Raw genomic sequence first — 25,666 nt, 5'->3', positions numbered from 1 at the left:
CTTCATTGATGAAACCTGCGCCCCAAGGCATCCAGGCGTACCGCAATCGGCGGTAACCGTTCACTGCTGCGGGCCAGCGTCTCCACATCATCCGCGGTGCTTTGCGCAATGCTCTGCACCGCTTGCAAGCGCCCGACAATCTCCAGGTTGGCCGTGGACTGCTCGCGCGTGGTGCTCACAATCCGCCCATTCAGTGCGTCGATGCGCGCGATATCGGCGCCTACTGCTTGCAGCATCTGTACCGCCAACTGGCTGTCTTGTACGCAACGCTCTACGCCTTGCTGGCTGTCATGCATTGCCTCGACGGCCTGACGGCTGCCGTGTTGCAAGCCTTCGATGATCTGTTTGATTTCCTGGGTGGACACCGCCGTGCGCTGGGCCAGGCTGCGTACTTCATCGGCGACCACGGCAAACCCTCGGCCTTGCTCGCCAGCGCGCGCGGCTTCGATGGCGGCGTTGAGCGCGAGCAGGTTGGTCTGGTTGGCGATGCTGCTGATCACTTCGAGCACCGAGCCGATCTGCTCGGCCTGCGCCGCGAGGTCTTGCACGGTGGAGTGGGTGCCGTGAATGCGTGAAGCCAGTTGGCTGATTTCATGCTGGGCGCGGCCGACGCTTTCCTGGCCGCGCACGATTTGTTGGCTGGCTTGGCCGGCGTGCTCGACAGCCTGTTCAACGTGCACGGTGATGTGGCCCATGGCGTCTTCCATGCGCTGCATCGAGCCGGTCATCTGGGTGATTTCTGCCAACTGATGGCGTGCGCCTTTTTCCAGGGTGCCGCTGGCACTGGCCAGTTCCTGGCCGAGTTGGCCAAGGCCCTGGGAGTCGCGGGTCACGCCGTCGATCAGGTGGGTGATTTGCTGCAGGAAGTGGTCGAAGCGCTTGGCCAGGGAAACGTGCACTTTGCCTTCACCCTGGGCGGTTTCGACGGTGAGCTGGGTGGTCACGGCGAGCATTTTCTCGAGCATTTCCTGGCTTTCGACCGCCTCACGCTGGCTGTGAATGGCCAGGTAGAGCAGGGCGACGGTCTCCATCACCACGTAAAAGGCGTGGACGAACACCATGCTCCAGCCGCCGTGGTGTTCCATCACAAACACCGGGAAGCCTTGATGTTGCAAGGCGTGGAAGACCACGTGATGCACGGCGATCGTTGCCGCCGCGACCAGGATCGGCAGCCAGTCGCGGTAGAACGTCAGCACCGCCAGCAACGCGAAAATGCCGAAGTGTGATTCGATCACGCCTTGCGCCTGGTTGATGTGCAGGGCGGCCATTACCATCAAGCCGGCGCCCAGCAGGCAGCGCATCAAACGTGTCCCGCCGAGGGCGCGATAGAGCACCGTCAGCACCACACTGGTGCCTGCGCCCACGGTCAATGCCTGAAGCCAGGTGTCGTGCCAGAACGCCAGCCCGAGTGAGAACAGAAACATCAGCCAGACCAACGCCAGCATGATGCGATCGGCCTTGCGGTAGTGCTCTAGAAAACGCGGGCGGGTGGGCATTCACTCTTACTCCATGTGTTCGGCGGGTAATAGGCAAGCATGCGGCGTGCCACGACGGGCCGCCGGTGGAGTGAAGCAGGTATTCGTGTGTTTTTTGATTCAGGGATGCCAGAACGTTATCGGCATCCTTGAACGGGACTTTAAGAACGGCTACCCGAACGGATAGCCGAGGCGATGACGATCAGAAGGTGTACTTGGCGGTCAGCATCATGTTGCGTGGGTTGCCGTACGCGTCACCGCCGTAGCTCACCGAGTTGGCGATGGTCGAGTAGTAGCGACGGTCGAAGATGTTGTTGGCGTTGAGCTGCAGGTCCAGGTGCTGGTTGACCTGGTAGCCGGCCATCAGGTCGGTGACGGCATAGCTGCCCTGTTTGAGCCGGTATTTACTGCCGTCCGCGAGGGCAAGGTCGTTGTACATGCGGCTCTGCCAGGAGACGTTGCCGCCCACGCGGAATTTTTCCAGCGGGCCCTGAAGGTTGTAGCGCGTGGTCAGTTTGAACAGCTGTTCTGGCGTGTCGGTGTCGTACTGCTTGTTGACCTTCTGCGGGTTGGCCTCGTCCTTGATGGTGTGCGTACGGGCGTAGGTGTAGCCACCGCCAACCTGCCAATTCTCGGTTAACGCGCCTTGCAGTTCGACGTCGATACCCTCGCTGCGAATTTCGCCGGAGGCTTCGTTGCAGGAGGCCTGCGGGCAGTTTGGCACGAACACTTGCACCGCCCGGTTTTCCTGGTCGACGCGGAACAGCGCCAGGCTCGCATTCAGCGCGCCGCCCAGGTATTCGCCCTTGATGCCGACCTCGTAGTTCTTGCCGACAATCGGCTTGACCGGCTTACCGGACGTGTCCTTTTCACTTTGCGGCGTGAAGATGTCGCTGTAGCTGACGTAGACCGAGTGATGGTCGTCCAGCTCGTAGATCAAACCTGCGTAGCGGGTGAGGTTGCGGGTGACATGATAATCACCGTCGCCGTCACGGTTGTCGTAGTCATACCAGTCAAGGCGCCCACCGAGGATCAGCTTCAACGGGTCGGCCAGGCTCAGGCGCGTGGTGACGTAGACGCCATCCTGAGTGGTGACTTCGCGCTGGTTGTCGGTGTGGACGAAGTCCGGCTTGCCGGCGGTGAGTGGCCAGTTGGTGTCGTACGGGCTGTAGCTGTGGGTGGTCAGGTCGTAGATGCGCTTGCTGGCGCCTACCACCAGTTCGTGGGTACGCCCGAACGCCTGGAAAGGGCCGCTGGCAAAGGCGTCGATGCCGGCCTGGTTTTCATCGTAGGCCGCCTGGTAAACCGTGCGAGCCGGGGTGTTGTTGACCCAGCGCGACTGGTAAGAGCCTGAAAACAACGCGTTCTGTTCGGCGTAGTTGGCGTTGACTTGAAGGCTCCAGTCGTTGGCCAGGCGCTGACGCAGCTCGGCGAACACCGTGTTGATTTCCTGGTCCTTGTTCTCCCAGCGAGTGCCGGGGTTGTAGGAGCGCGGCAGGTCCAGGTGATGGCCGTCCTGACCGACCATCGCCGATCCCCAGAAGTAGTTGGTCTTGTCCTTCTGGTTGGAGAAACCCAGGGTCAGGGTGGTGTCTTCGCTCAAATCCGCTTCGGTGACGGCGTAGAACAGGCCGTGATCTTCCTGGACTTTATCGATGAAACTGTTGGCATCACCGTAAGAGGTGACCACCCGGCCGCGCAATGTGCCGCTGTCGTTGAGCGGGCTGGAGGCGTCCAGTTCGCCACGGTAATTGTCCCAGCTGCCGGCGGCGCCGGTGAGGGTGACTTTCTGCTCGTCCAGCGGTCGCTTGCGGATCAGGTTGATGGCGGCTGAAGGGTTGCCGGCACCGGTGACCAGACCTGTTGCGCCGCGCACTACCTCGACGCGGTCGAACATGGCCAGGTTCGGCTGGGCGCCGACCGTGACCCCGTTGTAGCCGCTGGGAATACCGTCATACATCAGGTTGTCGATGTCGAAACCGCGCGAGGTGTACGACTGCCGGCCAGGGCCGCTGGAGAAATTCAGGAACAACCCGGGCGTGGCCTTGACCACGTCGTTGATGCTGGTCATCGCCTGGTCATCCATACGCTGTCGCGTGATGACGGTGACGGCCTGTGGGGTTTCGCGCATCGTCAGTGGAAGTTTGGTTGCCGTGGCCATCGAGCCGGTGGTGTAGGACGGGCTGCCTTCGGTGGTCGCACCGAGTTGTTGCTCGGTGTTGATCTGCGTTGCACCCAACTCGACGACGTCGGCTGGCGGCTGCGTATCGGCGGCGAAGGCCGCTTGTGAGCTGGCAATACAGATGGCCATCGCGATCAAATTGGGTGAAAAACCTTTACCGCCGTGTTGTTGCACAGACATGAAACCGACCCTCCCGAAAGCGCCGTCCCTAGCGAATAACAAAGATGATGATAATTATTCGCATCAGTGTGTCAGATTGGATCCGAGCAAAAAAGCCTTTGACGTTAAATGCTTAACAAATTTTTCACATTGTCGATTCAGGCTTGTCGCCAGCTCGGGCGACAACAGGTAGCCAATACAGGTGCACAACGCCGGCAGACGGGACACTGGAGTTGTTGCCGTGGCACTGATCAAGGCGTCGTGGGTCATGTTGATGACTGACGCGCAACTGCCTGGAAGGCACGGTACTGAGCGTCAACGACGGTGCGGTGAACGCCGAAGTGGTGCTCGAATTGGCCGGTGGTTCGAAGGTTTAGGCCATCGTCACCCGCGACGCGGTGGGGAGTTGGGTTTGGCGCCAGGCGTCAGCGCGACAGCGGTGATCAACGCCTCGCACATCATTCTCGGCGTGCCGGCCTGATCAACACACGGTGGCCCGAGCCCATTCGGACCACCGTGTTCAATTGGCAACACTGTTCAAGCCAGAGAGTGCCTTTCTCCTACAGCCGCGCGCTGAGCAGCAAAAAACACGCCCCGCCCAAGGTCGGCACCCGTGCCACTCGTCGCGATAAGGTCACAGGTGATCGGCGTCGAACACGGCCTTGGCGAACGCTGCCGGTGCTTCCTGCGGCAGGTTGTGGCCGATTCCGCCATTGATCAGGCGAAATTCGTACTTGCCGGTGAAGCGCTTGGCGTAGTCCTCGGGTTGCGGGTGCGGTGCGCCATTGGCGTCGCCTTCTAAGGTGATGGTTGGCACGCCGATGGTGGGCGACTGGGCCAGTCGCTGTTCCAGCGCGTCGTATTGCGCCTCGCCTTGCACCAAACCCAGGCGCCAACGGTAGTTGAAAACGGTAATGGCGACGTGATCAGGGTTATCCAGGCCTTTGGCGCTGCGTGCGAACGTGGCCTCGTCAAAGGCCCACTTCGGCGAAGCGGTTTGCCAGATCAGCCTGGCAAATTCGTGGGTGTTCTTCTGGTAGCCGGCGGCGCCGCGCTCGGTGGCGAAGTAGAACTGGTACCACCACTGCAATTCCGCCTTGGGCGGCAGCGGTTGCTGGCCGGCAGCCTGGTTGCCGATCAGGTAGCCGCTGACAGACACCAATGCCTTGACCCGCTCCGGCCACAGCGCCGAGACGATATCCGCCGAGCGCGCGCCCCAGTCGTACCCACCGAGTACCGCCTGCTTGATCTTCAGCGCGTCCATGAAGTCGATCACGTCCTGTGCCAACGCCGCCGGTTCACCGTTGCGCAGGGTTTTATCCGACACGAAACGCGTGGCGCCATAGCCGCGGGCATACGGGATCAACACGCGGTAGCCTTTGGCCGCCAGCCACGGCGCGACGTTGGCGTAACTGTCGATGTCGTAGGGCCAGCCGTGCAGCAGGATCACCACCTGGCCGTTGGCCGGGCCAATGTCGGCGTAGGCCACATCGAGCACCCCGGCCTTGACGTGCTTGAGCGCGCCAAAGGCGGACTGGTCATGGCTGGCCGGCGTTGGCGGCTCGGGCATTTCAGCGTGCGCCACGCCCAGGGCGCCGAATGGCAACAAGGCCAATGCCAGAAAAAGCGGACGGTGTTTGGCGCGACGGGTCAACAGCGTGTGCATGGCGAGCCTCCTGCGGCTGATGGGTGCCTGACACTCAGTTGACCGCTGCGCTGTATCGCGCATGTTTCAGGAACGGTCTCGGGTTAAACGTTGTGTATCGCCACGCCTGCTGTACACACTGCGATACATATCCGCCCGCGCTACGCGAACACGATCTCATACGGCTCGCGCATGCGCTCCAGCAGTTCCTGGGCGAGCATCGGCGCGAGCCCGATGGCCGGGTCGCCGACCAATTGGCTGGCGTAGGCATGAGCGGCGTGAAGTTTGCGCGCGACGCTCCAGCTGTCCAGACGCACCTTATGCGCCCGCTGCCAAGGCATCATCGCCGCTTCACGCGCCGGACTGTGCCAGGCCCAGATGGGCAGTTCATAAAGCCGCGCGCCGATCAGGCCGCAGGCCTTGGCGCTGGCACGGCCGACGGCGTCGTGATCGTCATTGCCGTCGTTGCGCCACGTGGTGAACACCACGTCGCCCGGCTGCAGGTAACGCGCAATGAACTGGCTCATCGGCTGTTCACTGCTCGCCAGGGCGTCGTCACGAAAACCGCCGCGAATCCACTTCAAGCTGTGCAGCGGCATGCCCAACCGGCGCAACGCCTCGGCGCTTTCCTGGGGGCGGATCACACTCAGGCGGCTCGCCGGCCATGCGTGAGATCCCGGATGGCTGGCGCTGCCATCGGTGATCGAGATCAGCAGCAGCGGGTGCTCCAGGGTACTGAACAGTTGCAGCAGCCCTCCACACGCCAGCACTTCATCGCCAGGGTGCGGAGCAATCACCACCACGCGTGCACCGGGCGGCACCAGCGAAGAAGGAGGGATAACGGGAATTTGCGCCAACTGTGGCGCGCTGTTCCAGATTTGCGCGGGACCGCGGCGGCCCTCGCTTAAGGAGGCAGGCTTCATGGGTGTCACATCCTTGTCGATTGATGCTGGGCCGTACCCCGTTGACGGGACGACGCTCTTTTTGTTCGCCGCAGACTCCGCTGCGGTGATGCGCGGTACTCCAACCCTGGAATACCGGCAAGGCGCTATCAGCATAGTCAAGGATTCATGGGTTTTACATCGTGAAATGTTGATTTTTTCAGCTGGCCTGCATGAGGCTCTTCAAATAGTCACCAAACCCGCCTTGGGCGCGGCAGTCGAGCCGGCCACTGGTAATCACCTGTGGCCTGTGACTCCAGGCGATGGACGCGCCGCAACGCTCCAGATTGCGCACCAGTTGCACATCTTCGTGGCACGCCAGGGGCTCGAACCCGCCGGCCTGCACATAGGCGCCAGCACTCACGCCCAGATTGGCGCCGTGAACATGCCGATGGCCGTCTCGGGCCTGGTAGGCCTGGGTGTAGCGAATTTTTGCCGCGGGGTCGAAGCCTTCACTCCAGGCGTCCACGGTCACGGTGCCGCACACCGCGTCGACACCCAGCGCCAATTGCGCCACCAGCCAGTCAGGGGCGACGCGGCTGTCGGCGTCCGTGCACGAAATCCAGCGTGCACCTTGATTCAGCAAGTGCCGCGCACCCACACCGCGCACCTGCCCGACATTGCGCGCCTGCACGTGCAGGCTGTGCACCGCATAGGCTTGCACGATCGCCGCACTGCCATCGTTGCAGCTGTCGAGCACCGTGAGGATCTGAACCGCTTCGCCGAGCAGCCCCGGATGGCGGGCAGCAACCAGGGCGGCCTTCAGGCATTCGCCCAGCAGCGCTTCTTCGTTATGCACCGGGATCAGAACGCCGATCATCGCAGCCCCTCCAGGGTGGCGACCGAGGTACTGTCGCGACTCCACAGGTCGAGCAGGAAATCACTTTCGTGATGCTGCACCACCGGCGGCATACCCAGCCGTTGCTGCAGCAGGGCATGCACCTGTTCAGCGGTCTGCGGGCAACCTTCAATGCGGGGGCGCCAGTGACAGGCAAGCAGTTGCCCATCTTCGGTCAAGGCGCCAAGGGCACAGTCAACCAGGCGCTGCAAATCATCGGCATCCAGGTAGTAGCACAGCTCGCTCAACACGATCAGTTCGAACGAGCCGGTCGGCCACTGTTCCGGCAAACGACTTTGCTGCACCTCGGCATGGGGGAACCCCAGCAACCGGGTTTTTGCCAATGCCACTGCGGCACTGGCCGTGTCACAACACACCAGGCGGTCACAGCGCGGCGCCAGTTCGGCGCTCAGCTCGCCGTTGGCGCAACCGGGTTCGAATATCGACGCATAACGCGGGCGAGTCAGTGCCGCCAGGGTCAGCGCGCGTTTGCGCTGTTCGTACCAGCGTTGGCGAAATGCCCAAGGGTCGTCATTGCCGGCAAACAGTTGGTCGAAATACGGCGTGGCCACGCTCATATAAACACCACTTCAAAAGGCTGCAGCAGGCGTTCCACCACATAAGGCGCAAGCACAGGCGGCAGGCCGATCTGCGGGTCGCCCTCCAGCTGGCTGGCAAACGCGTGGATGGCATGCCGCTTACGCGCCACCGTTTCGGGCGTCAGCGGGATTTTGCGCGCGCGGTGCCAGGGCACCTGGCTGTCTTCTGGGGTTGCCCAGTGCCAGGTCCATACCGGCAATTCATACAGGGTCGCGCCGACCGCATGCGCGGCCTTTGCACTGGCGCGGCCGACGGCCTCATGGTCGCAATGCCCATCTTCGCGCCACGTGGTGAACACCACGTCCGTGGGTTTGAGGTAGCGTTGGATGAAGGCGCTCAGCTGTGCTTCCTGCGCCGCCACCTGACTGTCGCTGAATCCTGCGCGCAGCCATTTGAGGCTGTGCAACGGCAAACCCAGGCGGTGCAATGCTTGGGCTGATTCCTGCGGGCGCACCACACTCAGGCGCTCCACCGGCCAGCGCTGGGAGCCCGGATGGCTGGCGCTGCCATCGGTCACCGAAATCAGCTGAATCGGCCGGCCGATGGCTGCCAGGCCTTGCAGCAGGCCGCCGCAACCGAGCACTTCATCGTCCGGATGCGGGGCAATGATGACTGCCCGATGCCCTTCGGGTACCAACTGTTCGACGCTGATGTGCGGCAGTTCGGCCATGTGCGACGAGGCTTGCCACTGATGCAGTGGCGTGCCCTGGCCTACGATCGGATTGGGTTTCATAACTGCCACCTCCCTGTGGGCTGCTCGGCCACCTGTTCGCCCAACGCCGCCAGGTCGCGTTCCGCATGGCTCTGGCGCACGTACACCGGCAGGTCGGCCATCAACTGGGCAAAGTGCGGGTCCCTGCAATAAGGCCCGGCACCTGCCGCGCGGCCCACATGGTGGATGACCTGCTCGACGGTATCTTCGATGCACGCACGCACCTGCTGCGCCAGCAGCCGTGCATCCGCCCGCGGAGCGCGGTCAACCTGTTCTGCACTGTCACGCAACACACAGGCCGCACTGTTGAGCACGCTGTCCACTGCGCCCAGGTGGGCGAGGGCATGGGGCTCGGGGCGCTTGCTGCATTGCTCGCGCAACACTTCGGCCAGGCGTTGCGCGCCGCCGTACCAGCAGGCGGCAATGCCAATCCCGCCTTGCCAGAAGCCAGGGCGGGACAGGTAATCACCCGGCCCGCCGACGGCAATACCCTTGGCCCCGTCGAACACAATCTCGACGCTGCCAGTGGCGGCCATGCCTACGGCGTTCCAGCCTTCATTGGTGACGGTAATGCCGGGCTGATCCATGTCCACGGCAACCAGTTGTTGACGGTCTTCGTCGTCCCAGGCGGTCAGCAAGCCATGACTGACCACCGCCGCCCCGGAACACCAGGCCTTGCGCCCCTCGACGATCAACCGATGGCCATCACGGTGCACGCGCACCTTGGCTGTCGGCGGTTCGGCGGCCCACATGCCCCACAAGCTGCCCAAAGGCGGCAGGGGGCTGTCGAGTTCGGCGATGATCGCCAAGGCATCGGTGTGGCCTTCGAACAATTTGCACAGGCGCAGATCGTGGCCCGCCACCTGGGCCAGACGACTGAATCGCTCCAGCGTCTGGCCACTGCCGGGTAACGGCAGCTGGTCCAGGCCTCCTTCCTGAAGTGCCTTCAGGGCTTGGCCCAAAGCGTGCGTGTCCGCATAGCCCCGGTAGCTTTGAAGGAATCCATGCAACGCCATTTCACACCTCGTCGTGCTGCAGTTCAAACAGCAACAGCGAGCGGCCGGTGACCGCGTACTCGTGCTCGAAATCAAAGCGCTCCTGGCCGCGAACTGCCGGCTCATTGGTGTCGAGCATGCAGGTCCAGAACTCGCCTTCCGGCACCGGTGGCAGGCGGAAATTGACCATGTCGTGGTGGGCGTTGACCACCAGCAGCAACGTCGCATCGCCACCCGGACGGCGAATCCCGGTTTCCTGGGCGCGGCCATCCATCAGCATGCCCAGGCAACGGCCATGGCTGTCTTGCCACTGTTCGGTGGTCATTTCGTTGCCATCCGGCGCCAGCCAAGTGACATCCTTCACCCCGATGTCTTCGTTGTAGTCACCCACCAGGAAGCGTCCACGGCGCAGGATCGGATACGCCAGGCGCAGCTTGATCAGGCGTTTCACGAACTTGAGCAGCGCCTTGCCGTCGTCGTCCAGCTCCCAGTTGACCCAGCCGATCTCGCTGTCCTGGCAGTAGGCATTGTTGTTGCCGTGCTGGGTGCGTGCGAACTCGTCACCGGCCACCAGCATAGGTGTGCCTTGGGCCAAGAGCAGGGTGGCAAAAAAGTTGCGCATCTGGCGCAGGCGCAGCGCGTTGATTTCCGGGTCTTCGGTAGGCCCTTCGACGCCATGGTTCCAGGACAGGTTGTTGTTGCTGCCGTCCTGGTTATTTTCGTCGTTGGCTTCGTTGTGCTTGTCGTTGTACGACACCAGGTCGTGCAAGGTGAAGCCGTCGTGGGCGGTGATGAAGTTCACCGAGCTGTACGGGCGTCGACCACGCTGGTTGAACATCTCGCCGGACGCCGTCATGCGTGCAGCGAAGTCTGCCAGCTGGCCGTCGTCGCCTTTCCAGAACGCGCGCACGGTGTCGCGGAAACGGTCGTTCCATTCCACCCAACCCGGCGGGAATTTGCCCACTTGGTAGCCACCGGGGCCGCAGTCCCAGGGTTCGGCAATCATTTTCACCTGGCGCAGCACCGGGTCCTGGCGGCAGGCCACGAGGAAGCTGTGGCGTTCGTCGAAGCCATCGCGGTAACGGCCCAGAATGGTCGCCAGGTCAAAGCGGAAACCGTCCACGTGCATCTCGGTGGCCCAGTAACGCAAGGAGTCGGTGACCATTTGCAGCACGCACGGGTGGCTCAGGTCCAGGGTGTTGCCGGTGCCGGAATCGTTGATGTAGAAGCGCTTGTCGTCAGGCATCAGGCGATAGTAGGAGGCGTTGTCGATACCGCGCATGGACAGGGTCGGGCCACGCTCGTTGCCTTCGGCGGTGTGGTTGTAGACCACGTCGAGGATCACTTCCAGCTTGGCTTCGTGCAGGTGCGCGACCATTTCCTTGAACTCGGCGATCTTGCCGCTGGCCAGGTAGCGCGGGTCCGGGGCGAAGAAGGCGATGCTGTTGTAGCCCCAGTAGTTGGTCATGCCTTTTTGCAGCAGGTGCTGGTCGTTGACGAATGCGTGCACGGGTAGCAATTCCACCGACGACACACCCAGCTGGCGGATGTGCTTGAGCACGTCATCTTCCATCAGCCCGGCGCAGGTGCCGCGCACTGACTCGCCAACCGAAGGATGGCGCATGCTGATGCCGCGCAGGTGGGTTTCATAAATGATTGTGCGGTCCCATGGCACCCGCACCGGCTGGTCGTTGCCCCAGGTGTGCGCCGGGTCGATGACCTTGCACTTGGGCACGAAGGGCGCGCTGTCGCGTTCGTCGAAACTGAGGTCGTCGTCGGGGTGGCCGATGGTGTAGCCGAACAACGCTTCGGACCATTTGAGTTCGCCCACCAGCTGTTTGGCATAGGGGTCGATCAGCAATTTGTTGTGGTTGAAGCGGTGACCATTGGCCGGGTCATATGCACCGTATACGCGGTAGCCGTAAATCAGCCCAGGGTGGGCGTCGGGCAGGTAACCGTGGAAGGTTTCGTCGGTGTATTCGGGCAGTTCGATACGTTCCAGCTCAACTTCGCCGGTGTCGTCAAACAGGCACAGTTCAACTTTGGTGGCGTTGGCCGAGAACAGCGCAAAGTTGACGCCCAGGCCGTCCCAGGTGGCGCCGAGGGGGAAGGGCAAACCTTCACGAATCCGCGACGGCTCGTTTTCCGGCGTCGGTTGGTTTTTATCTGGTTTGCTCATTGAGTTGCTCCTGCAAGGGTCTTTTTTCGGGCCGAGCGCGACCGTGCTGGCGATCGTTCAGCTGACGCAGTGGATATTCAAAAGGGAACCTCCTGCCGGCAGCGCCGGGAGGAGGCCCGTAAGGTCGTGACGCTTAAGGCTTGGGTTTTTTCGGCGCTGCGGGCTTTTTCGCCGCAGGCGGCGCCGGTTTGCTCGCCGCCGGTGCTGGTGGCTTGGCTTTGGGCGCAGGCTTGGGTGCGGTTTTCGGCTTGGCAGCGGCCTTGGGCTTGCTCGGCGTCAGCGCTTCGGCTTCGGCCAGTTTGCGCGCCATCTCCCAGTGGCGGGTGTCCTCTCCGTGGGGCTTGCCCTCGGATTCCCAGATCTGATGCGCCAACTCGCGAATACGTTTGTCTTCAGTACTCATCACAATGCTCCTCACAGAAAAGTTTCAGCTTTCTTGATCATCAGGATTGATAAAGACATTGACCGGGAAATCCCCCAGGGCAGCGCTGATCAACAGCTCCTTGTTTGGTGTGACTGCGCCTGTATGAAAAAGTCCCTTCCAGTTTTGCGTTGTCGCGGCGAACGGTAATTTCACCCGCGTATCGCCCCAAACCTGCGCGTTGATGTGGGGCCGCTCACCGTTTTCCAGCAGGCGATGAGGCCAGCGCGGCACCACCACCAGCAGGCGTTTGCCTTCATGTTCGCGACAGAATGCGACCACGTGTTCTGCGTGCGTGCCGGTGACCTCCAGCGGTGTGTAGCGGCCGCTGCGGAAGATATCGGGATTCGCCTTGCGCAACGCCAGCACTTGGGCAATCAGCGCTTGCTTGACGCGCCCGTCGCGCCAGTTGGACAACAGTTCAGGGATGTCCGGCGGTGTGTTCAGCGCTTGTTGCCGTGCGCTGAAGTCCACCGGACGACGGTTGTCCGGGTCCACCAGGCTGAAGTCCCAGAACTCATCGCCCTGGTACAAGTCCGGTACACCCGGCACGGTGATACGAAGCAAGGATTGCGCCAGACTGTTGACTGCGCCCGCCGCGGCAATGGCATGAGCGGCATTGCCCAGGGCGGTGCGCAACGCGCTGCCGGCCTCGCTGAGCAACAAGCGCGAGAGAAACGCCTCGACGCCTTGTTCATAGGCCTCGTTCGGCGCGCTCCAGCTGCTTTGCAACTTGGCTTCGCGCAGGGCCTTTTGCTGCCATTGCCAGAGGCGCTGCTGGTAGTTTTCGACGTCCAGGTGCAGGTCCAGCGGCCAACTGCCCAGCAGCACTTGATACAGGATCAGCTCGTCACCGGCCGACGGGCTATTGGCATCCTCGCGCAACGGGGCGGCGAGGGTGCGCCAATGCTCGACCTGTTCGACATACCACGGCGCGCATTCACTCAATACCGCCAGGCGTGCGCGGGTATCTTCGCCGCGCTTGTGGTCGTGGGTGGCGGTGGCCAGCAGGTTGTCGGGAAAGGTCTGCAAGCGCTGTTGGTTGACGGTGTGAAACGCCGCCACCGGCGCACTGAACTGCTCGGTGCTGAAACCCACGTCATTGCGCGACAGCAATACTGCCGAGCGATAGAACGCGGTGTCCTCCACGGCCTTGGCCGCGGCCGGAGAGGTCAGTTGCTGGAAGCGCACACAGGCATGCTTGAGTATCTTGCGCTCACGCCCGATCGGGCGATGGCGCCACGGCTGGCCGCCCAGCCATTTTTCCAGGTGGTCGAGCACCGGCCAGTCGCCTTCGCTCAAGGTGCTGCGGGCACCGGCCAGGGCTTGCAGGAAAAACACGTCATCGTTTTCGCTGCGGCCACGGGCGCTGATGTAAGTGCGGTACACCGGGAAGTGCACGATCAGTTCCTGCAAGGCGCGGCGGATCGCGCCCAGGGTCAGGTCACGGGTCATCACATCGTCACGGGCCACTTGCAGCAGGGCCTGGGCCACGCTTTCGAAGTCACCGGCCAGCGAGCCATTCAGGATCTGCTGGCGCGCCAGCCAGGCTTCTTCGATAAAGGCCGCTGGCCGTCCGCTGTGGCGGGTCCACAACTCGGCAAGCGGCTCGAAGCCTTGAGGATCGTGCTGCAGCAACGACAGCTGGTTCATGAATTCGTAGCCGGTGGTGCCGTCCACGTTCCAGTCTTCGCGCAGGGTTTCGCCTTCACCGAGGATTTTTTCCACGAAGATCGGCAGGTGCCGTTCGGGCGCCAGTGAATCAACCCGACGCCGCAGCTTGCGGCAGTAACCGCGTGGGTCGGCCAGGCCGTCGATATGGTCGATGCGCAAGCCATCGATCAGGCCCTCGCTGATCAGCTCGAAAATCTTGCCATGGGTGGCCTCGAACACCGCCTTGCGTTCGACGCGCAAGCCGCCCAACTCGTTGACATCAAAGAAGCGCCGCCAGTTGATATCGTCCGCCGCCGTGCGCCAGCTGGCGAGCCGGTAGACTTGTTCTTCGAGCAATTGATGCAGACGATTGAAACCCTCGGGCTGGCGTGCGTCGAACTCGCCCAGACGTTGCTCGATGGCCTGGCGCACATCGCTTTCGGTCGCGCGTTCGGCCAGCGCCTGCTTGAGCCAGGCGGCTTCGTGGTAGGCATCATCCTGACAGGCCAGCGCGCTGAAACGCTCGGCCAGCGGCCGGAGCGGCTCGTCGGCGCCAAGGATCAACGCGTAGTCGCGCGGGCAGATCGGGAAGCGGTGTTCGTAATGCTCGACGTAAAACGCCCCATGCTCGGCGTCAAAATGCAGCGTCAGCGTGCCGGTTTGCAGGGCCTCGCCGTAGTCGCTGCCCAAGAACGGCATCAGCAGTTGGCCTTTGAGCAACGGGTCTGGCGAGTGCCACTGAATATCGAAGAATTCGCTGTAGGGGCTCAGGCGTCCCCATTCGAGCAGGTCCAGCCACCACGGGTTGTCCGCGCCACCCACGGCCATATGGTTGGAGACGATATCGAGGATCAGCCCCATCTGGTGTTCACGCAGCGCAGCGACCAGGCGACGCAAGGCCGGCTCGCCGCCCAGTTCGGGGTTGACGGTCGTCGGGTCGACCACGTCGTAGCCGTGCATGGAGCCGGCGCGGGCACTGAGTATCGGTGAGGCGTACAAATGGCTGATGCCTAGCTGGGCGAAGTACGGCACCAGAGGCACCGCATCGTCCAGGGTAAAACCTTTATGGAATTGCAGGCGCTGGGTAGCGCGCAGGGGCAGTGCTTTCATCGGTCACGCTCATAGGCTTGGTTACGCGCAACGGCCAGCAGTTCGAGGCGGCGGGCAGCGCCGGCGTTGTCGAGCAGGCTGGCGGCTTCGCCCGGCAGGCGACGGCGCCAATTGGGATGGGTGTCGGTGGTGCCGGGCAAGTTGGCTTGTTCTTCGATGCCCAGCGCGTCTTCCAGCGGCAGCAATACCAGCGGCGCACGGGTATGGCCGAGGTAGCGCACGCTGGCGTCGATCATGTGGTCGGTGTCGTTGCGAATTTCATCGACAAAGTTCTGCGGGTCCTGGCTCAAGGCCTGGCGCAGTGCTTGACGTTCGCGCAGGCGGTGTTCGCTCCATTGCTCCACCGTCGGTGCGTCGATCAGGCCGAGCTGGATATTCCACTCGATGTCGCGGCTGTGCCACCAACCGTTGAGGGTCGGCAAGTCGTGGGTGCTGGTGGTTGCCAAGGCATTGTCCGGCCAGTCGAGGATCGGCCTGAACTGGCCATCGTGATTTTGTTCGAACAGCAGCACGCGCATGCCCAGAATCGAACGCGCGCTGAGTTTTTCGCGCAGGCCGTCGGGCACGGTGCCGAGGTCTTCACCCAGCACAATCGCCTTGTGGCGTTGGGATTCCAGCGCCAGCAGCCGCAGCAGGTCATCCACCGGGTAATACAGGTACGCACCCTCGCGCGGGGAGGCATCCATGGGGATCACCCACAGGCGTTGCAGGCCCATCACATGGTCGATGCGCAGGCCGCCGGCATGGGCGAAGTTGGCTCGCAGCATCTCGATAAAGGCGCGGAAGCCATTGCGTTTGAGGCCTTCGGGGGAAAACGCAGAGATGCCCCAACCTTGACCGGCGCGGTTGAGAATATCGGGCGGCGCGCCCACGGTGAGGTTCGCCAGCAATTCATCCTGGCGGCTCCAGGCCTGGCTGCCGCCGCCGTCGGCGCCGACGGCCAGGTCGGCAATCAGGCCGACGCCCATGCCGCTGCCACGCGCCGCTTGCTGCGCACGCTCCAGGCAACGCGCGATCAGCCATTGGCTGAACGCGTAGAAGCCGATTTCGTCACGGTGTTCAGCGGCGAACTCAACCAGTTCAGGGCTTTGCGGCGTGCGCCAGGCTTCGGGCCAGTGCCGCCAGTCGAGGTCCTCACCCGCGGCGGCGCGAACGGCCTGCACGGCTTCGAAACGGCAATGGTTCTCCAGGGCTTCACCGCCATTCTGGCGAAAGCTCAGGAAATCGGCATGCTGCGGGTGTCCGCCGTGGCGGAAGTCTTCATACAGGGCGCGCAACAGGCGCTGCTTGGTCTTGGCGGCGGCGGGCCAGTCGATCAGCGTGTGCTGTTCCAGCGTGTGCAGCTCTTCGGTCAAACCGCAGGCGTCGATGGCATTACGCACTTCGCGCTCGCCCAGAATGCAGGCAGGCGAGGCGTACAGGCTGTTCAGAAACAGGCGGCTGGACGGCGAGTAGGGGCTGAAGCGCTCGGTGTCCGCGCTGAACATCGCGTGCATCGGGCTGATCGCCAAGGCATCGGCGCCGCGTTCGGCGGCGGCGCGGACCATGTGCTCTAACGCCTGCGTGTCGCCAAAACCGCCGTCGCCGAGGCGACGCAGCGCATACAGCTGGGCGCTCAGGCCCCAGGCGCGCGCGGGTTGGGCGTCAACGGCTTCGGCCACGCTGTAGCAATGGGCGGGGGCCACGGCCAGGGTGAAGGTCTGGTCGTCGATGTGCACTTGGTGATAGCCCAGCGCGATGACGCCTGGCAGCACGGCATCACCGTCGAGGCGCAGCTCCAGGGTTTCGCCGGTTTCCAGACTGACGCGGCAGGGCGTGTCTGCGGCAAAGTAGCGTGCCAGGTCGAGGCCTTCGCCGCTGTCGACGGTCATCAACGGCGGCAGGTGTTTGTCTTGCTGCACCTGTTCGAGTTCGAGCAGGCTGGCGTTGATTTCGGCATCGGTATCGGCCGGGTGGCCCAGACCTTTGAGAACGGCGCGCAAGGCGCCGGGTTTAACATGTTGCGGACGGCCGTTTGCGTCGATCCAATCGACGGCCAGGCCCGCTCGGCTGGCGAGTATTTCCAGGTTCGCTTCGCTCAAAGGTGCTCTCCAACAGGGGATAGGGCAACGCGTGCGCTGAAGGGCGCCAATTGCGCCCCTTCACCGGCAGGCGTTTCAAATAGCAGGTGCGGCGGCGCGGGGTGATCCAGCGGTTCGGCGCCCAGGTTCAAGTCGATCTGCAACACACTGCCGTTGCCCAGGCGCCAGCGCGCGCTGACGGCGCCTTGCCCCAGTACTTGCGCACCCAAGGCCACGCTGCCGGGCAAGTGCGGCACGATTCGCTGGTGGCGCAAGCTCAACAGTTGGCGGTAGAACTGAGCGTGTTGGTTTTCGGTGAAGGCGGGCGCTGATTGCACAAAGGTGGGCAGGGCGTTCGGGTCGGGAATGTGTTCGCGCCTTTGCGGGTCCTTGAATGCGGCAAAATCGGCAAACTCGTTGCGCCGGCCTTCGCGCACAGCTTCGGCAAGCTCGCCATGGTGATCGGTGAAAAACAGGAATGGTTCCTCGGCGTTCACTTCATCACCCATGAACAGCAACGGAATCATCGGCGACAGCAGCAATAACGTCGTGGCTGCCTTGAGCGCCTGCGGCGAGCACAGCTGATGCAGGCGTTCGCCCAGTGCGCGGTTACCGATCTGGTCATGGTTCTGCAAAAACGCCACGAAGGCGCTGGGCGGCAAGTCCCCACTGGGTTCGCCGCGCTCATGGCCGTGGCGGGTGGTGTGGCCCTGATAGATGAACCCCTCACCCAGGCAGCGCGCCAGCTTTTCGGTAGGGTTTTCGGCGAAGTCGCTGTAATAGGCGTCGGTTTCGCCGGTGAGCAATACGTGCAGCACGTTGTGAAAGTCATCGTTCCACTGCGCGTCGAAATCGTTTTTCAACAGGCTGGCCTGGTTCAGCTCGTTTTCCAGCACCAGCCAAACGTGCCGGCCCGTGTCCACCTGCTGGCGAACACGGTGGGCCAGCTCCTTGAGAAAATCGGGATTGTCGATCGCGTGCACCGCGTCCAGACGCAGGCCGTCGAAGCGGTATTCGAGCAACCACATCAACGCATTGTCGAGGAAGAAGTCGCGCACTTCGCGACGATCAAAATCAATGCCAGCGCCCCAGGGCGTGTGCACGTCTTCTTGAAAGAAGCCTTTGGCGTATTGGCCCAGGTAGTTGCCGTCCGGGCCGAAGTGGTTGTAAACCACATCGAGCATCACCGCCAGGCCGTGTTCGTGGGCGCTGTCGATCAATTGCTTGAGCTGTTCCGGCGAGCCATAAGAGGAGTGTGGCGCATAAGGCAGAACCCCGTCGTAACCCCAATTGCGTTCGCCGGGAAATTGCGCCAACGGCATCAATTCAATCGCAGTGACGCCCAGTTCAGCCAGGCGTGGCAGTTGCTCTTGTACGGCGGCGTAGCCACCCAGCGCACCCACGTGCAGCTCGTAGATCACCGCTTCGTGCCATGGGCGGCCTTGCCATTGGCTGTGGCGCCAGTGATAGGCGAGTGGATCGACAACCACGCTCCAACCATGAACATCCTGGGCTTGCGCCCTGGATGCCGGGTCGGGTACATCGTTTTCGCCGTCGATGTTGTAGCGGTAGCGAGTGCCCGCCGGGCACTTTATCTCTACCTCAAACCAGCCATCTGCCTGAGGCAACATGGCGATGGACTTGCCGTCTTCCAATTCAACGCTGACATAAAACGCGTCTGGCGCCCACAGGGCAAAACGCGTGTGTTGCGCGTCCAGCATAATTGCGCCGTGGGGCCAGGTTTCCAGAGTCCGTGACGGCATCTATGAAGCCCTCCCTTGATTATTTGTTCGATTTCCCCAGTGCTTTAGCCACAAGCTGTTCATACAGTTCGGCGTAGGGTTCCACTGCCTGGGACCAGTTGAACGGTTGTGTCATGGCGCGGCTGCGCATCGCATTGAGCAGGCCGGTATTGGCAAATACCCTGAAGGCGCGGCTCAGCGCTTCCTTGTAGCTGTCTACCGTGGATTCATTGAACAGGAACCCGGTGACGCCATTTTCGATGGTGTCGGCCAGGCCGCCGGTATTGCGCGCCACCGGCAGCGAGCCGAAGCGCTGGGCGTACATCTGGCTCAGGCCGCAGGGCTCATAGCGCGATGGCATCAACAGGAAGTCACTGCCGGCGAACATGCGGCGGGCGTCGGTTTCATTGAAACCGATGCGCACGCCTACCTGGCCCGGGAAGCGCAGGGCCAGCTCACGCATGGCGTGCTCTTCTTCAGGCTCACCTCGGCCGATGATGGCAATCTGGCCACCGTTCTCGACGATAAAGCTGCTGACCGCCTCGGTGAGGTCCAGGCCTTTTTGGTAAACCAGGCGCGACACCACCGCAAACAGCGGGCCGGTGGAGTCGTGCAGGCCGAACAACTCGCGCACATGGGCGGCGTTGATGGCTTTGCCTTCCCAGTCACCAATGTTGAAGTTGTGGGTCAGGTGCGTGTCGGTGGAGGTCTCCCAGCTTTCATCGATACCGTTGGGGATACCACTGAGCAGGCCCTGTTGAGTCTTGCTCGCCAGGAAGCCATCAAGGCCGCAACCGAATTCCGGTGTGGTGATTTCCTGGGCGTACGTGGCGCTCACGGTGGTGATATGGCTGGAATACGCCATGCCGGCCTTGAGGAACGACATTTTGCCGTAGAACTCCATGCCTTCCTGTTGCAGGGCATGCGGCGGGATCCCCAGCTCAGGGGTGGAGGCCAGGCTGACCACGCCTTGGTAGGCGAGGTTATGAATGGTGAACAGCGTCGGCGTACGCGAACCACGCCAGTGCATATAAGCCGGAGCCAGGCCAGCGGGCCAGTCATGGGCGTGCACCAGGTCCGGGCACCAGTGGATCTGTGCGAGGTTGGCAGCCATGTCGGCGGCGGCCAGGCCCAGGCGTGCGAAGCGAATGTGGTTGTCCGGCCAGTCACGGCCGTTGTTGGCGCCGTACGGCGTGCCTTCGCGCTCATACAGCTCGGGGCAGATCAGCACATAGATGACCAGGCCATCCTTGAGATCCATGCGCCCGATCTTGCACGGCGGCAGCGCTGCGTGGCCACCCAGTTCGCCGATGATATGGATCGGGTTGTCGCTTTCCATCACTTGCGGATAACCCGGAATCAGCACACGCACGTCGTGCAAGTGCGCCATGGCGCGGGGCAGGGCGGCGGACACGTCGCCCAGGCCGCCGGTTTTCACCAGGTCGGCGAATTCGGAGGTGACAAACAGGACTTTCTTTCTATTAGGGTTCTGACTCACGATCGGCCGCACAGTGTTGGGCAGGTCGGTCAACGATGTTGGCCCCCCTACCGGCTGACTAAAACGCTCTCCCTGAGTTTCTACTGCAGCACTGATCATAGTTCTCTCCGACATATCTGGTTGGCTAATGGCCCGCTGCCATCGGCTCCGAAGACCGCATCCTGCGGCCAGGCGCACAAGCACTGTACAAACTGGCAAGGCGTATGCCAGTTGCACTCATTGCTAAAAAAGAGTGGATGGACGGGCATTTGGCGTGAACCGCGTGCACTCGCCTCCCTTAAAAACTGGACCTATGGCAGAGTTGGAAAGTTTCGATTTTTTGCGGGGTTTTTGTTTTGGAACGGACCCATCGGTCATGAGTCTAGGCCAGATCCCAGAGCCTGTAGGGTTTATGCGGGAATTTTGTAGGACAAAAAACTTTTAACGATATGCAAGGTTGAATGCTTGCGCTGATCGTCGGAGTTGTCGGGGAATGCGTGGCCTCAAGATGTGCTCGCGTTGAGCCGCACACTGCCCGGGGTTCTGCAGTCAAGCGCAGGGTCGCTTCGCACGCCCCAGTGGGTGCACGCACCTCGCCAGAGCAGTGCGTACGCCCCTGATTGGTGCGCTACCCGAGCACTCGAATGGGCGTGCCGCCGGCCCAGGCCTGGATATCCTCGATCATCTGCTGGTAGAACTGCCGGTAATTCTGCTCGCTCACGTAACCCACATGCGGCGTGGCCAATACATTGGGCAAGCGCCGGAACGGATGCTCCGCAGGCAGTGGCTCTTGGCTATACACGTCCAACGCCGCCCCGGCCAGGCGTCCGGTGGACAAGGCCTGCACCAGCGCCTGTTCGTCTACGATCGGCCCGCGTGCCGTATTCACCAGCCGTGCGGTCGGCTTCATCCAGCCCAGCGCCTGGGCATCCACCAAGCCGCGGCTGCGATCACTGAGTACCAGATGCACCGTCAGGATATCGGCCTGTTCAAACAGCTCGCGCTTGCTGACCCAGGTCACTCCCGACTCGGCCGCACGTTCTGGTGTGAGGTTTTCACTCCAGGCGATAACACGCATGCCGAACACCTGGGCAAATTGCGCGACCTTCTGACCAATGCTGCCCAGCCCCAGGATCCCCAGGGTCTTGCCGTACAGATCACCGCCCAGGCCAACCTGCCAGCCGCCGTCGCGCAACGCATTGGCCTCGACCAGCAGGTTGCGGGTCGAGGCCATGATCAGTGCCCAGGTCAATTCCGGCGCCGCCTGCTTATAGCTGTCGGTGCCACACACCTGGATTCCCAAGGCCTTGGCCGCCGCGATGTCGATGGCCGCGTTGCGCATGCCGCCGGTCACCAGCAATTTCAGCCCGGGCAGGCCCTGCAACAGCGCCTTGTCGAAGGTCGAGCGTTCGCGCATCACGCAAATCACTTCAAATCCCTTCAAGCGCTCAATCATCAACGCGGTGTCCGCCGGGTAGTCGTGCAGGAAATGCACCTGGCCCACCGACTGCAGCACCGACCAATCCACCACGCCACTGGCTACATCCTGCCAATCATCAATGACTGCGATCTGTACCGACATTCACGAGTGCCTCGAAAAAGGTTGGATTAAAGGGCGTTCAACCCCTGCAACAGCGTCTGATTAAACTTCACCGGCTCTTCCATCTGCGGCGCGTGCCCAAGGCCCGGGAATTCCACCAGGGTTGCGCGGGGGATCAACTTGGCCACTTGCTTGCCGAGCACGTCGTAATGACCGAGCCTGGCCTTGATCGCTGGCGGCGCGATATCGCTGCCGATGGCGGTGGTATCGGACGTGCCGATCAGCAGCAGCGTGGGCATATGCAAATCCTTGAACTCGTAGTACACCGGCTGGGTGAAGATCATGTCGTAAATCAACGCCGAGTTCCATGCCACCTGGGTGTGCCCCGGGCCTTTGTTCAAGCCGGCGAGCATGTCGACCCAACGGTCGTACTCGGGCTTCCAGCGCCCGACGTAGTAAGTGTTGAGTTCATACTGGCGAATGCCGTCGGCGCTCAGTTTCAGCTCGCGTTCATACCATTGGTCAACGCTGCGATAGGGCACGCCCAGCGCTTTCCAGTCTTCCAGGCCGATCGGGTTGACCAGCGCCAGCTGCTCGGTTTGCGCCGGGTACAGCAGCGCGTAGCGGGTGGCAAGCATGCCGCCGGTGGAATGGCCGACGATGGTGGCCTTTTGAATGCCGAGTTTTTCCAGCAGTTGGTGAGTATTGAGCGCCAGTTGCTGGAAACTGTATTGGTAGTGGTCGGGCTTGCTGGACGTGCAGAAGCCGATCTGGTCGGGCGCGATCACCCGGTAGCCAGCGCCGCTCAAGGCTTTAATCGATTCATCCCAGGTGGCGCCGCAAAAATTCTTGCCATGCATCAGTACCACGCTGCGCCCGTTGGCCTTGCCTTGGGCGGGCACGTCCATATAACCCATCTGCAGGCTTTTGCCCTGGGACTGAAAGTTGAAATGCTCAACGGGATAGGGGTACTTGAAGCCTTGCAACTCGGGCCCATAGGCGGGGCCTTCAGTGGCGGCAAAGGCGGGGACGGCAGTGCTCAGCAACAGGCTGGCAGCGCACAGTGAGCGGATCAACGTCATGGGGCAGGCTCCGAAAACAGTGTCTCGGATGCTGTGGCGAGGGGATTAAGCGAGGATTAACGGAGCGCTGCGTGACCAACCAGCGCCCCAGCGGTGATCGCTTCAAGGCGCGCTCAAACCCTGCAGTAGCGCTGCGTTGAACCGTTCAGGGTCTTCCACTTGCGGCGAGTGGCCCAGGCCGTCGAATTCCACCAGCGTGGCACGAGGGATCAACTGGGCGACTTGCTTGCCCAGCACCTTGTAGTTGCCGATTTTCGCCTGCACTTGTGGCGACGCCAGGTCACTGTTGAGGGCCGTGGTGTCCTCGGTGCCAATCAGCAGCAGCGTCGGCACCTGCAGGTTTTTGAACTCGTAGTACACCGGCTGGGTGAAGAGCATGTCGTACAGCGCCGCGGAATTGCGCACCACCTCTGTGTGACCGGAGCCATTGGTAAGCCCGACCAGCATGTCCACCCAACGGTCGAAGGCCGGTTCCCAGCGCCCCGCGTAGTAATGGCGCTGTTGATAGGCGCGCACGCTTTGGTAGGTCAGCCGGCTCTCTGATTGAGCCCACTGGTCGACGGTACGGTAGGGCACGCCGAGGGCTTTCCAGTCCTCCAGCCCGATGGGGTTGACCATCACCAGTTGCTCGATTTGCTGTGGGTAGAGCAAGGCGTAGCGGGTGGCGAGCATGCCGCCGGCGGAATGGCCCAGGACCGTGGCTTTTTGAATGCCGAGCTTTTGCAGCAATTGATGGGTGTTGATCGCCAGTTGCTGGAAGCTGTATTGGTAGTGATCAGGCTTGCTGGAGGTACAAAAACCGATCTGGTCCGGCACCACCACTCGGTAACCGGCTTCGCTGAGCGGTTTGATCGAGCCTTCCCAGGTGGCGGCGCAGAAGTTCTTGCCGTGCATCAGCACAATGCTGCGGCCATTGGGCGTGCCTTTGGGGGCGACGTCCATGTAGCCCATTTGCACGGTTTGGCCTTGGGACACGAATTTGAACCGTTCCACCGGGTAGGGGTATTTGAACCCCTGCAGTTCGGGACCGTAGGTGTCGTGTTTGCCGGTGGCGCAGCCGGTCAGGGTTGCGGCGAGTAACAGGCCGGTGAGATAGAACATACGCTTGGCGTGCATGGTGGGCTCCGCAGTGAAAATCGGATGCTGTCGGCAAGCGATTAATCGAGGATTAACCCCTTGGACCGGCCGATGGGCACAGCTCAACGGCGCGGATAAACAGAAGATTCTTACGGGGAATGTCCGCATAACCGTTCGTATGTGTAGGAAATTAAGGGCCGACCGGGCTCGCGTCTAGCTGTCAGATTTGACAGTGTCGACCAGTGGTCCCGCGTTACCGGTAGGTGAGCTGGCTCAGCGTCACCAGCGCCAGCACCGCGTATCGCGCGCCCTTGGCCACGCTGACCAGCAGCAGGAAGCGCCAGAACGGTTCACGCATGACGCCAGCCACCAGGGTCAGCGGGTCGCCGATAATCGGCACCCAACTGAGCAACAACGACCAATGCCCCCAGCGTTGGTAGTGCGCGCGCGCCTTTTCCAGGTGCCGAGGGCTGACCGGAAACCAGCGCCGCGCCTTGAAACGCTCGACCGAGCGCCCCAGCCACCAATTCACCACCGAGCCCAGTACGTTGCCAACGGTGGCGAGCGCGAGCAACCACCACAGGCCGTAATGGCCGCTGATCAACAGGCCCACCAGCACCGCCTCCGATTGCATCGGCAACAGCGTGGCGGCACCGAAGGCGGCGAAGAAGAGGCCCAGGTAACCGGTGAGCATGACTCAATGGGCCGGGTAGTCGGCCACCACCACGTCTTTGCCTTCGCGGGTCAGGCCAATGACCTGATAGGCGTCGCTTTTGCCGTCCATCTCCATGCCCGGTGACCCCATGGGCATGCCCGGCGCCGCGATACCGAGCAAGTCGTCGCGTTTGCGCAAGGCCAGCACCTGTTCGGCAGGCACATGGCCCTCGACGAACTTGCCGTCGATCACGGCGGTGTGGCACGAGCCCAGGCGCGGTGCCACGCCCAAGCGCTGCTTGACGGCACTCATGTCGGCTTCGACATGGTCGTTGACCTTGAACCCGTTGCTTTGCAGGTGACTGATCCACTTTTTGCAGCAGCCGCAGTTGGCGTCGCGGTGCACGTCGATAGGGATCAGCTCGGCAGCCTGGGCCAGGCTGGAGGTGAGCAGGGCTGAAAGCAGGGCCAGTCGCAATGGGTTTTTCATGCGGGTCTCGTGAGCAAGAGGACGTCGTCGGGAATGGGGGCGATCATGACGACGTCATCGCAGGCAAGCCAGCGTCTACAGGTCGGAGGAGGTGCCAGTAATGTTTCCAAATTATACGAAGGGCGCGTTTTCCAGCCGATGCTTGAGCTGGTCCAGGGCAACGTCGGACAGCTCGACCATGCGCTCATGCAAGGTGGCCAGTTGCAGCTCGGTTTCGTAGGTCAATATGCGCTTGAACAGCGTGCCACCGTGATGGGGCTGCAAAAAATAGTGAATGGCGCCGTCCACGGCCAGGGAAGTGAACACGGTCTTGAACTCAGTCGGATGGCGGGCGATTTGCACGCGATAGCTCATGGGCACACGCACACCCAGCAGGTCGATGACTTCGGTAAAGCGGGTGCCGGCCGGGAGTGAGCCGGTGGTGCCGGTGTCGGCACTGAGGGAAGTGGGGTGCCACTCGTGCCAGCGGTCAGGCTGGGTCACGTAGTCGTAAACGACGTCAATGGGGGCTTGGATAAACCGTTCCTGAATGATCCGCTCCAAGCGGCTCGAATGCTCGACAGCGTGCATGACACACCTCCTGTGTGGCGAGACTTTGCACTAGGAGCTGTCAGGATAGTCCCACTCCCGTGTT

Annotated in this window: 20 protein-coding genes and 1 pseudogene; 1 reads left to right on the top strand and 20 read right to left on the bottom strand. The window is 62.2% G+C overall.

Features of this window, described 5'->3' with window-relative positions; genetic code table 11:
- Positions 1 to 2: 2 nt before the first annotated feature.
- On the bottom strand, positions 3 to 1,496 hold the full coding sequence (locus tag NTD89_RS29420) for a methyl-accepting chemotaxis protein (protein ID WP_315975625.1): 1,494 nt from the start codon (positions 1,494 to 1,496) through the stop codon (positions 3 to 5).
- Between the two features lie 181 nt (positions 1,497 to 1,677).
- Positions 1,678 to 3,837, bottom strand: coding sequence for a TonB-dependent siderophore receptor (locus NTD89_RS28845; protein WP_262210933.1), 2,160 nt, complete (start codon positions 3,835 to 3,837; stop codon positions 1,678 to 1,680).
- Between the two features lie 208 nt (positions 3,838 to 4,045).
- Here NTD89_RS28845 and NTD89_RS28840 point away from each other — a divergent pair.
- A pseudogene (locus NTD89_RS28840) lies at positions 4,046 to 4,297 on the top strand (molybdopterin-binding protein); the annotation flags it as partial.
- A 153-nt stretch (positions 4,298 to 4,450) separates the two neighbouring features.
- Here NTD89_RS28840 and NTD89_RS28835 read toward each other — a convergent pair.
- The 18 genes from NTD89_RS28835 to NTD89_RS28750 all read right to left on the bottom strand — a co-directional run bounded on the left by NTD89_RS28835 (position 4,451) and on the right by NTD89_RS28750 (position 25,602).
- Complete coding sequence (locus NTD89_RS28835; protein ID WP_262210932.1) at positions 4,451 to 5,482, bottom strand: alpha/beta fold hydrolase; 1,032 nt, start codon at positions 5,480 to 5,482, stop codon at positions 4,451 to 4,453.
- Between the two features lie 140 nt (positions 5,483 to 5,622).
- The gene (locus tag NTD89_RS28830) at positions 5,623 to 6,384 is read right to left on the bottom strand and encodes a PIG-L deacetylase family protein (protein ID WP_262210930.1); all 762 of its coding nucleotides are present in this window, start codon (positions 6,382 to 6,384) and stop codon (positions 5,623 to 5,625) included.
- Between the two features lie 178 nt (positions 6,385 to 6,562).
- On the bottom strand, positions 6,563 to 7,222 hold the full coding sequence (locus NTD89_RS28825) for a glycosyltransferase (protein WP_262210928.1): 660 nt from the start codon (positions 7,220 to 7,222) through the stop codon (positions 6,563 to 6,565).
- The gene (locus tag NTD89_RS28820) at positions 7,219 to 7,818 is read right to left on the bottom strand and encodes a nodulation S family protein (RefSeq protein ID WP_262210926.1); all 600 of its coding nucleotides are present in this window, start codon (positions 7,816 to 7,818) and stop codon (positions 7,219 to 7,221) included. The genes NTD89_RS28825 and NTD89_RS28820 overlap by 4 nt, the downstream gene beginning before the upstream one ends.
- A complete protein-coding gene (locus NTD89_RS28815; RefSeq protein ID WP_262210924.1) occupies positions 7,815 to 8,573 on the bottom strand; it encodes a PIG-L deacetylase family protein in 759 nt (252 codons plus the stop codon). Before NTD89_RS28815 ends, NTD89_RS28820 begins: the two co-directional genes overlap by 4 nt.
- Positions 8,570 to 9,568 carry an acyl-CoA dehydrogenase family protein gene (locus tag NTD89_RS28810; RefSeq protein WP_262210922.1) on the bottom strand — a complete coding sequence of 333 codons (999 nt, stop codon included), beginning with the start codon at positions 9,566 to 9,568 and terminating at the stop codon, positions 8,570 to 8,572. Before NTD89_RS28810 ends, NTD89_RS28815 begins: the two co-directional genes overlap by 4 nt.
- 1 nt (position 9,569) lies before the next feature.
- Positions 9,570 to 11,726: a glycogen debranching protein GlgX gene (gene glgX / locus NTD89_RS28805; protein ID WP_145161049.1), complete on the bottom strand. Its 2,157-nt coding sequence runs from the start codon at positions 11,724 to 11,726 to the stop codon at positions 9,570 to 9,572.
- Between the two features lie 133 nt (positions 11,727 to 11,859).
- Positions 11,860 to 12,129: a DUF2934 domain-containing protein gene (locus NTD89_RS28800; RefSeq protein ID WP_106579064.1), complete on the bottom strand. Its 270-nt coding sequence runs from the start codon at positions 12,127 to 12,129 to the stop codon at positions 11,860 to 11,862.
- Positions 12,130 to 12,153: 24 nt separating this feature from the next.
- Positions 12,154 to 14,910 carry a malto-oligosyltrehalose synthase gene (locus NTD89_RS28795; protein ID WP_262210919.1) on the bottom strand — a complete coding sequence of 919 codons (2,757 nt, stop codon included), beginning with the start codon at positions 14,908 to 14,910 and terminating at the stop codon, positions 12,154 to 12,156.
- Positions 14,907 to 16,991, bottom strand: coding sequence for a 4-alpha-glucanotransferase (malQ, locus tag NTD89_RS28790; RefSeq protein WP_262210918.1), 2,085 nt, complete (start codon positions 16,989 to 16,991; stop codon positions 14,907 to 14,909). The genes NTD89_RS28795 and malQ overlap by 4 nt, the downstream gene beginning before the upstream one ends.
- Positions 16,988 to 18,733 (bottom strand): malto-oligosyltrehalose trehalohydrolase, encoded by a 1,746-nt coding sequence (gene treZ, locus NTD89_RS28785; protein ID WP_262210916.1) that lies wholly within the window; start codon positions 18,731 to 18,733, stop codon positions 16,988 to 16,990. The genes malQ and treZ overlap by 4 nt, the downstream gene beginning before the upstream one ends.
- A gap of 19 nt (positions 18,734 to 18,752) precedes the next feature.
- On the bottom strand, positions 18,753 to 20,309 hold the full coding sequence (gene glgA, locus NTD89_RS28780) for a glycogen synthase GlgA (protein WP_145161041.1): 1,557 nt from the start codon (positions 20,307 to 20,309) through the stop codon (positions 18,753 to 18,755).
- Between the two features lie 508 nt (positions 20,310 to 20,817).
- Complete coding sequence (locus NTD89_RS28775) at positions 20,818 to 21,771, bottom strand: D-2-hydroxyacid dehydrogenase family protein (protein ID WP_262210915.1); 954 nt, start codon at positions 21,769 to 21,771, stop codon at positions 20,818 to 20,820.
- Between the two features lie 26 nt (positions 21,772 to 21,797).
- On the bottom strand, positions 21,798 to 22,811 hold the full coding sequence (locus NTD89_RS28770) for an alpha/beta fold hydrolase (protein WP_262210913.1): 1,014 nt from the start codon (positions 22,809 to 22,811) through the stop codon (positions 21,798 to 21,800).
- A gap of 102 nt (positions 22,812 to 22,913) precedes the next feature.
- Positions 22,914 to 23,927 carry an alpha/beta fold hydrolase gene (locus NTD89_RS28765; RefSeq protein ID WP_262210912.1) on the bottom strand — a complete coding sequence of 338 codons (1,014 nt, stop codon included), beginning with the start codon at positions 23,925 to 23,927 and terminating at the stop codon, positions 22,914 to 22,916.
- A 214-nt stretch (positions 23,928 to 24,141) separates the two neighbouring features.
- On the bottom strand, positions 24,142 to 24,582 hold the full coding sequence (locus tag NTD89_RS28760; RefSeq protein ID WP_262210911.1) for a YqaA family protein: 441 nt from the start codon (positions 24,580 to 24,582) through the stop codon (positions 24,142 to 24,144).
- Positions 24,583 to 24,585: 3 nt separating this feature from the next.
- Positions 24,586 to 25,032: a DUF411 domain-containing protein gene (locus NTD89_RS28755; protein ID WP_214246805.1), complete on the bottom strand. Its 447-nt coding sequence runs from the start codon at positions 25,030 to 25,032 to the stop codon at positions 24,586 to 24,588.
- A 111-nt stretch (positions 25,033 to 25,143) separates the two neighbouring features.
- Positions 25,144 to 25,602 (bottom strand): SRPBCC family protein, encoded by a 459-nt coding sequence (locus NTD89_RS28750; RefSeq protein WP_262210909.1) that lies wholly within the window; start codon positions 25,600 to 25,602, stop codon positions 25,144 to 25,146.
- Between the last annotated feature and the right edge of the window lie 64 nt (positions 25,603 to 25,666).

Source organism: Pseudomonas sp. 14P_5.3_Bac1 (assembly GCF_025466135.1).
Classification (GTDB): Bacteria; Pseudomonadota; Gammaproteobacteria; order Pseudomonadales; family Pseudomonadaceae; genus Aquipseudomonas.
The sequence above is the reverse complement of the archived record's forward strand: the minus strand, read 5'-3'. Positions and strand labels throughout refer to the sequence as shown.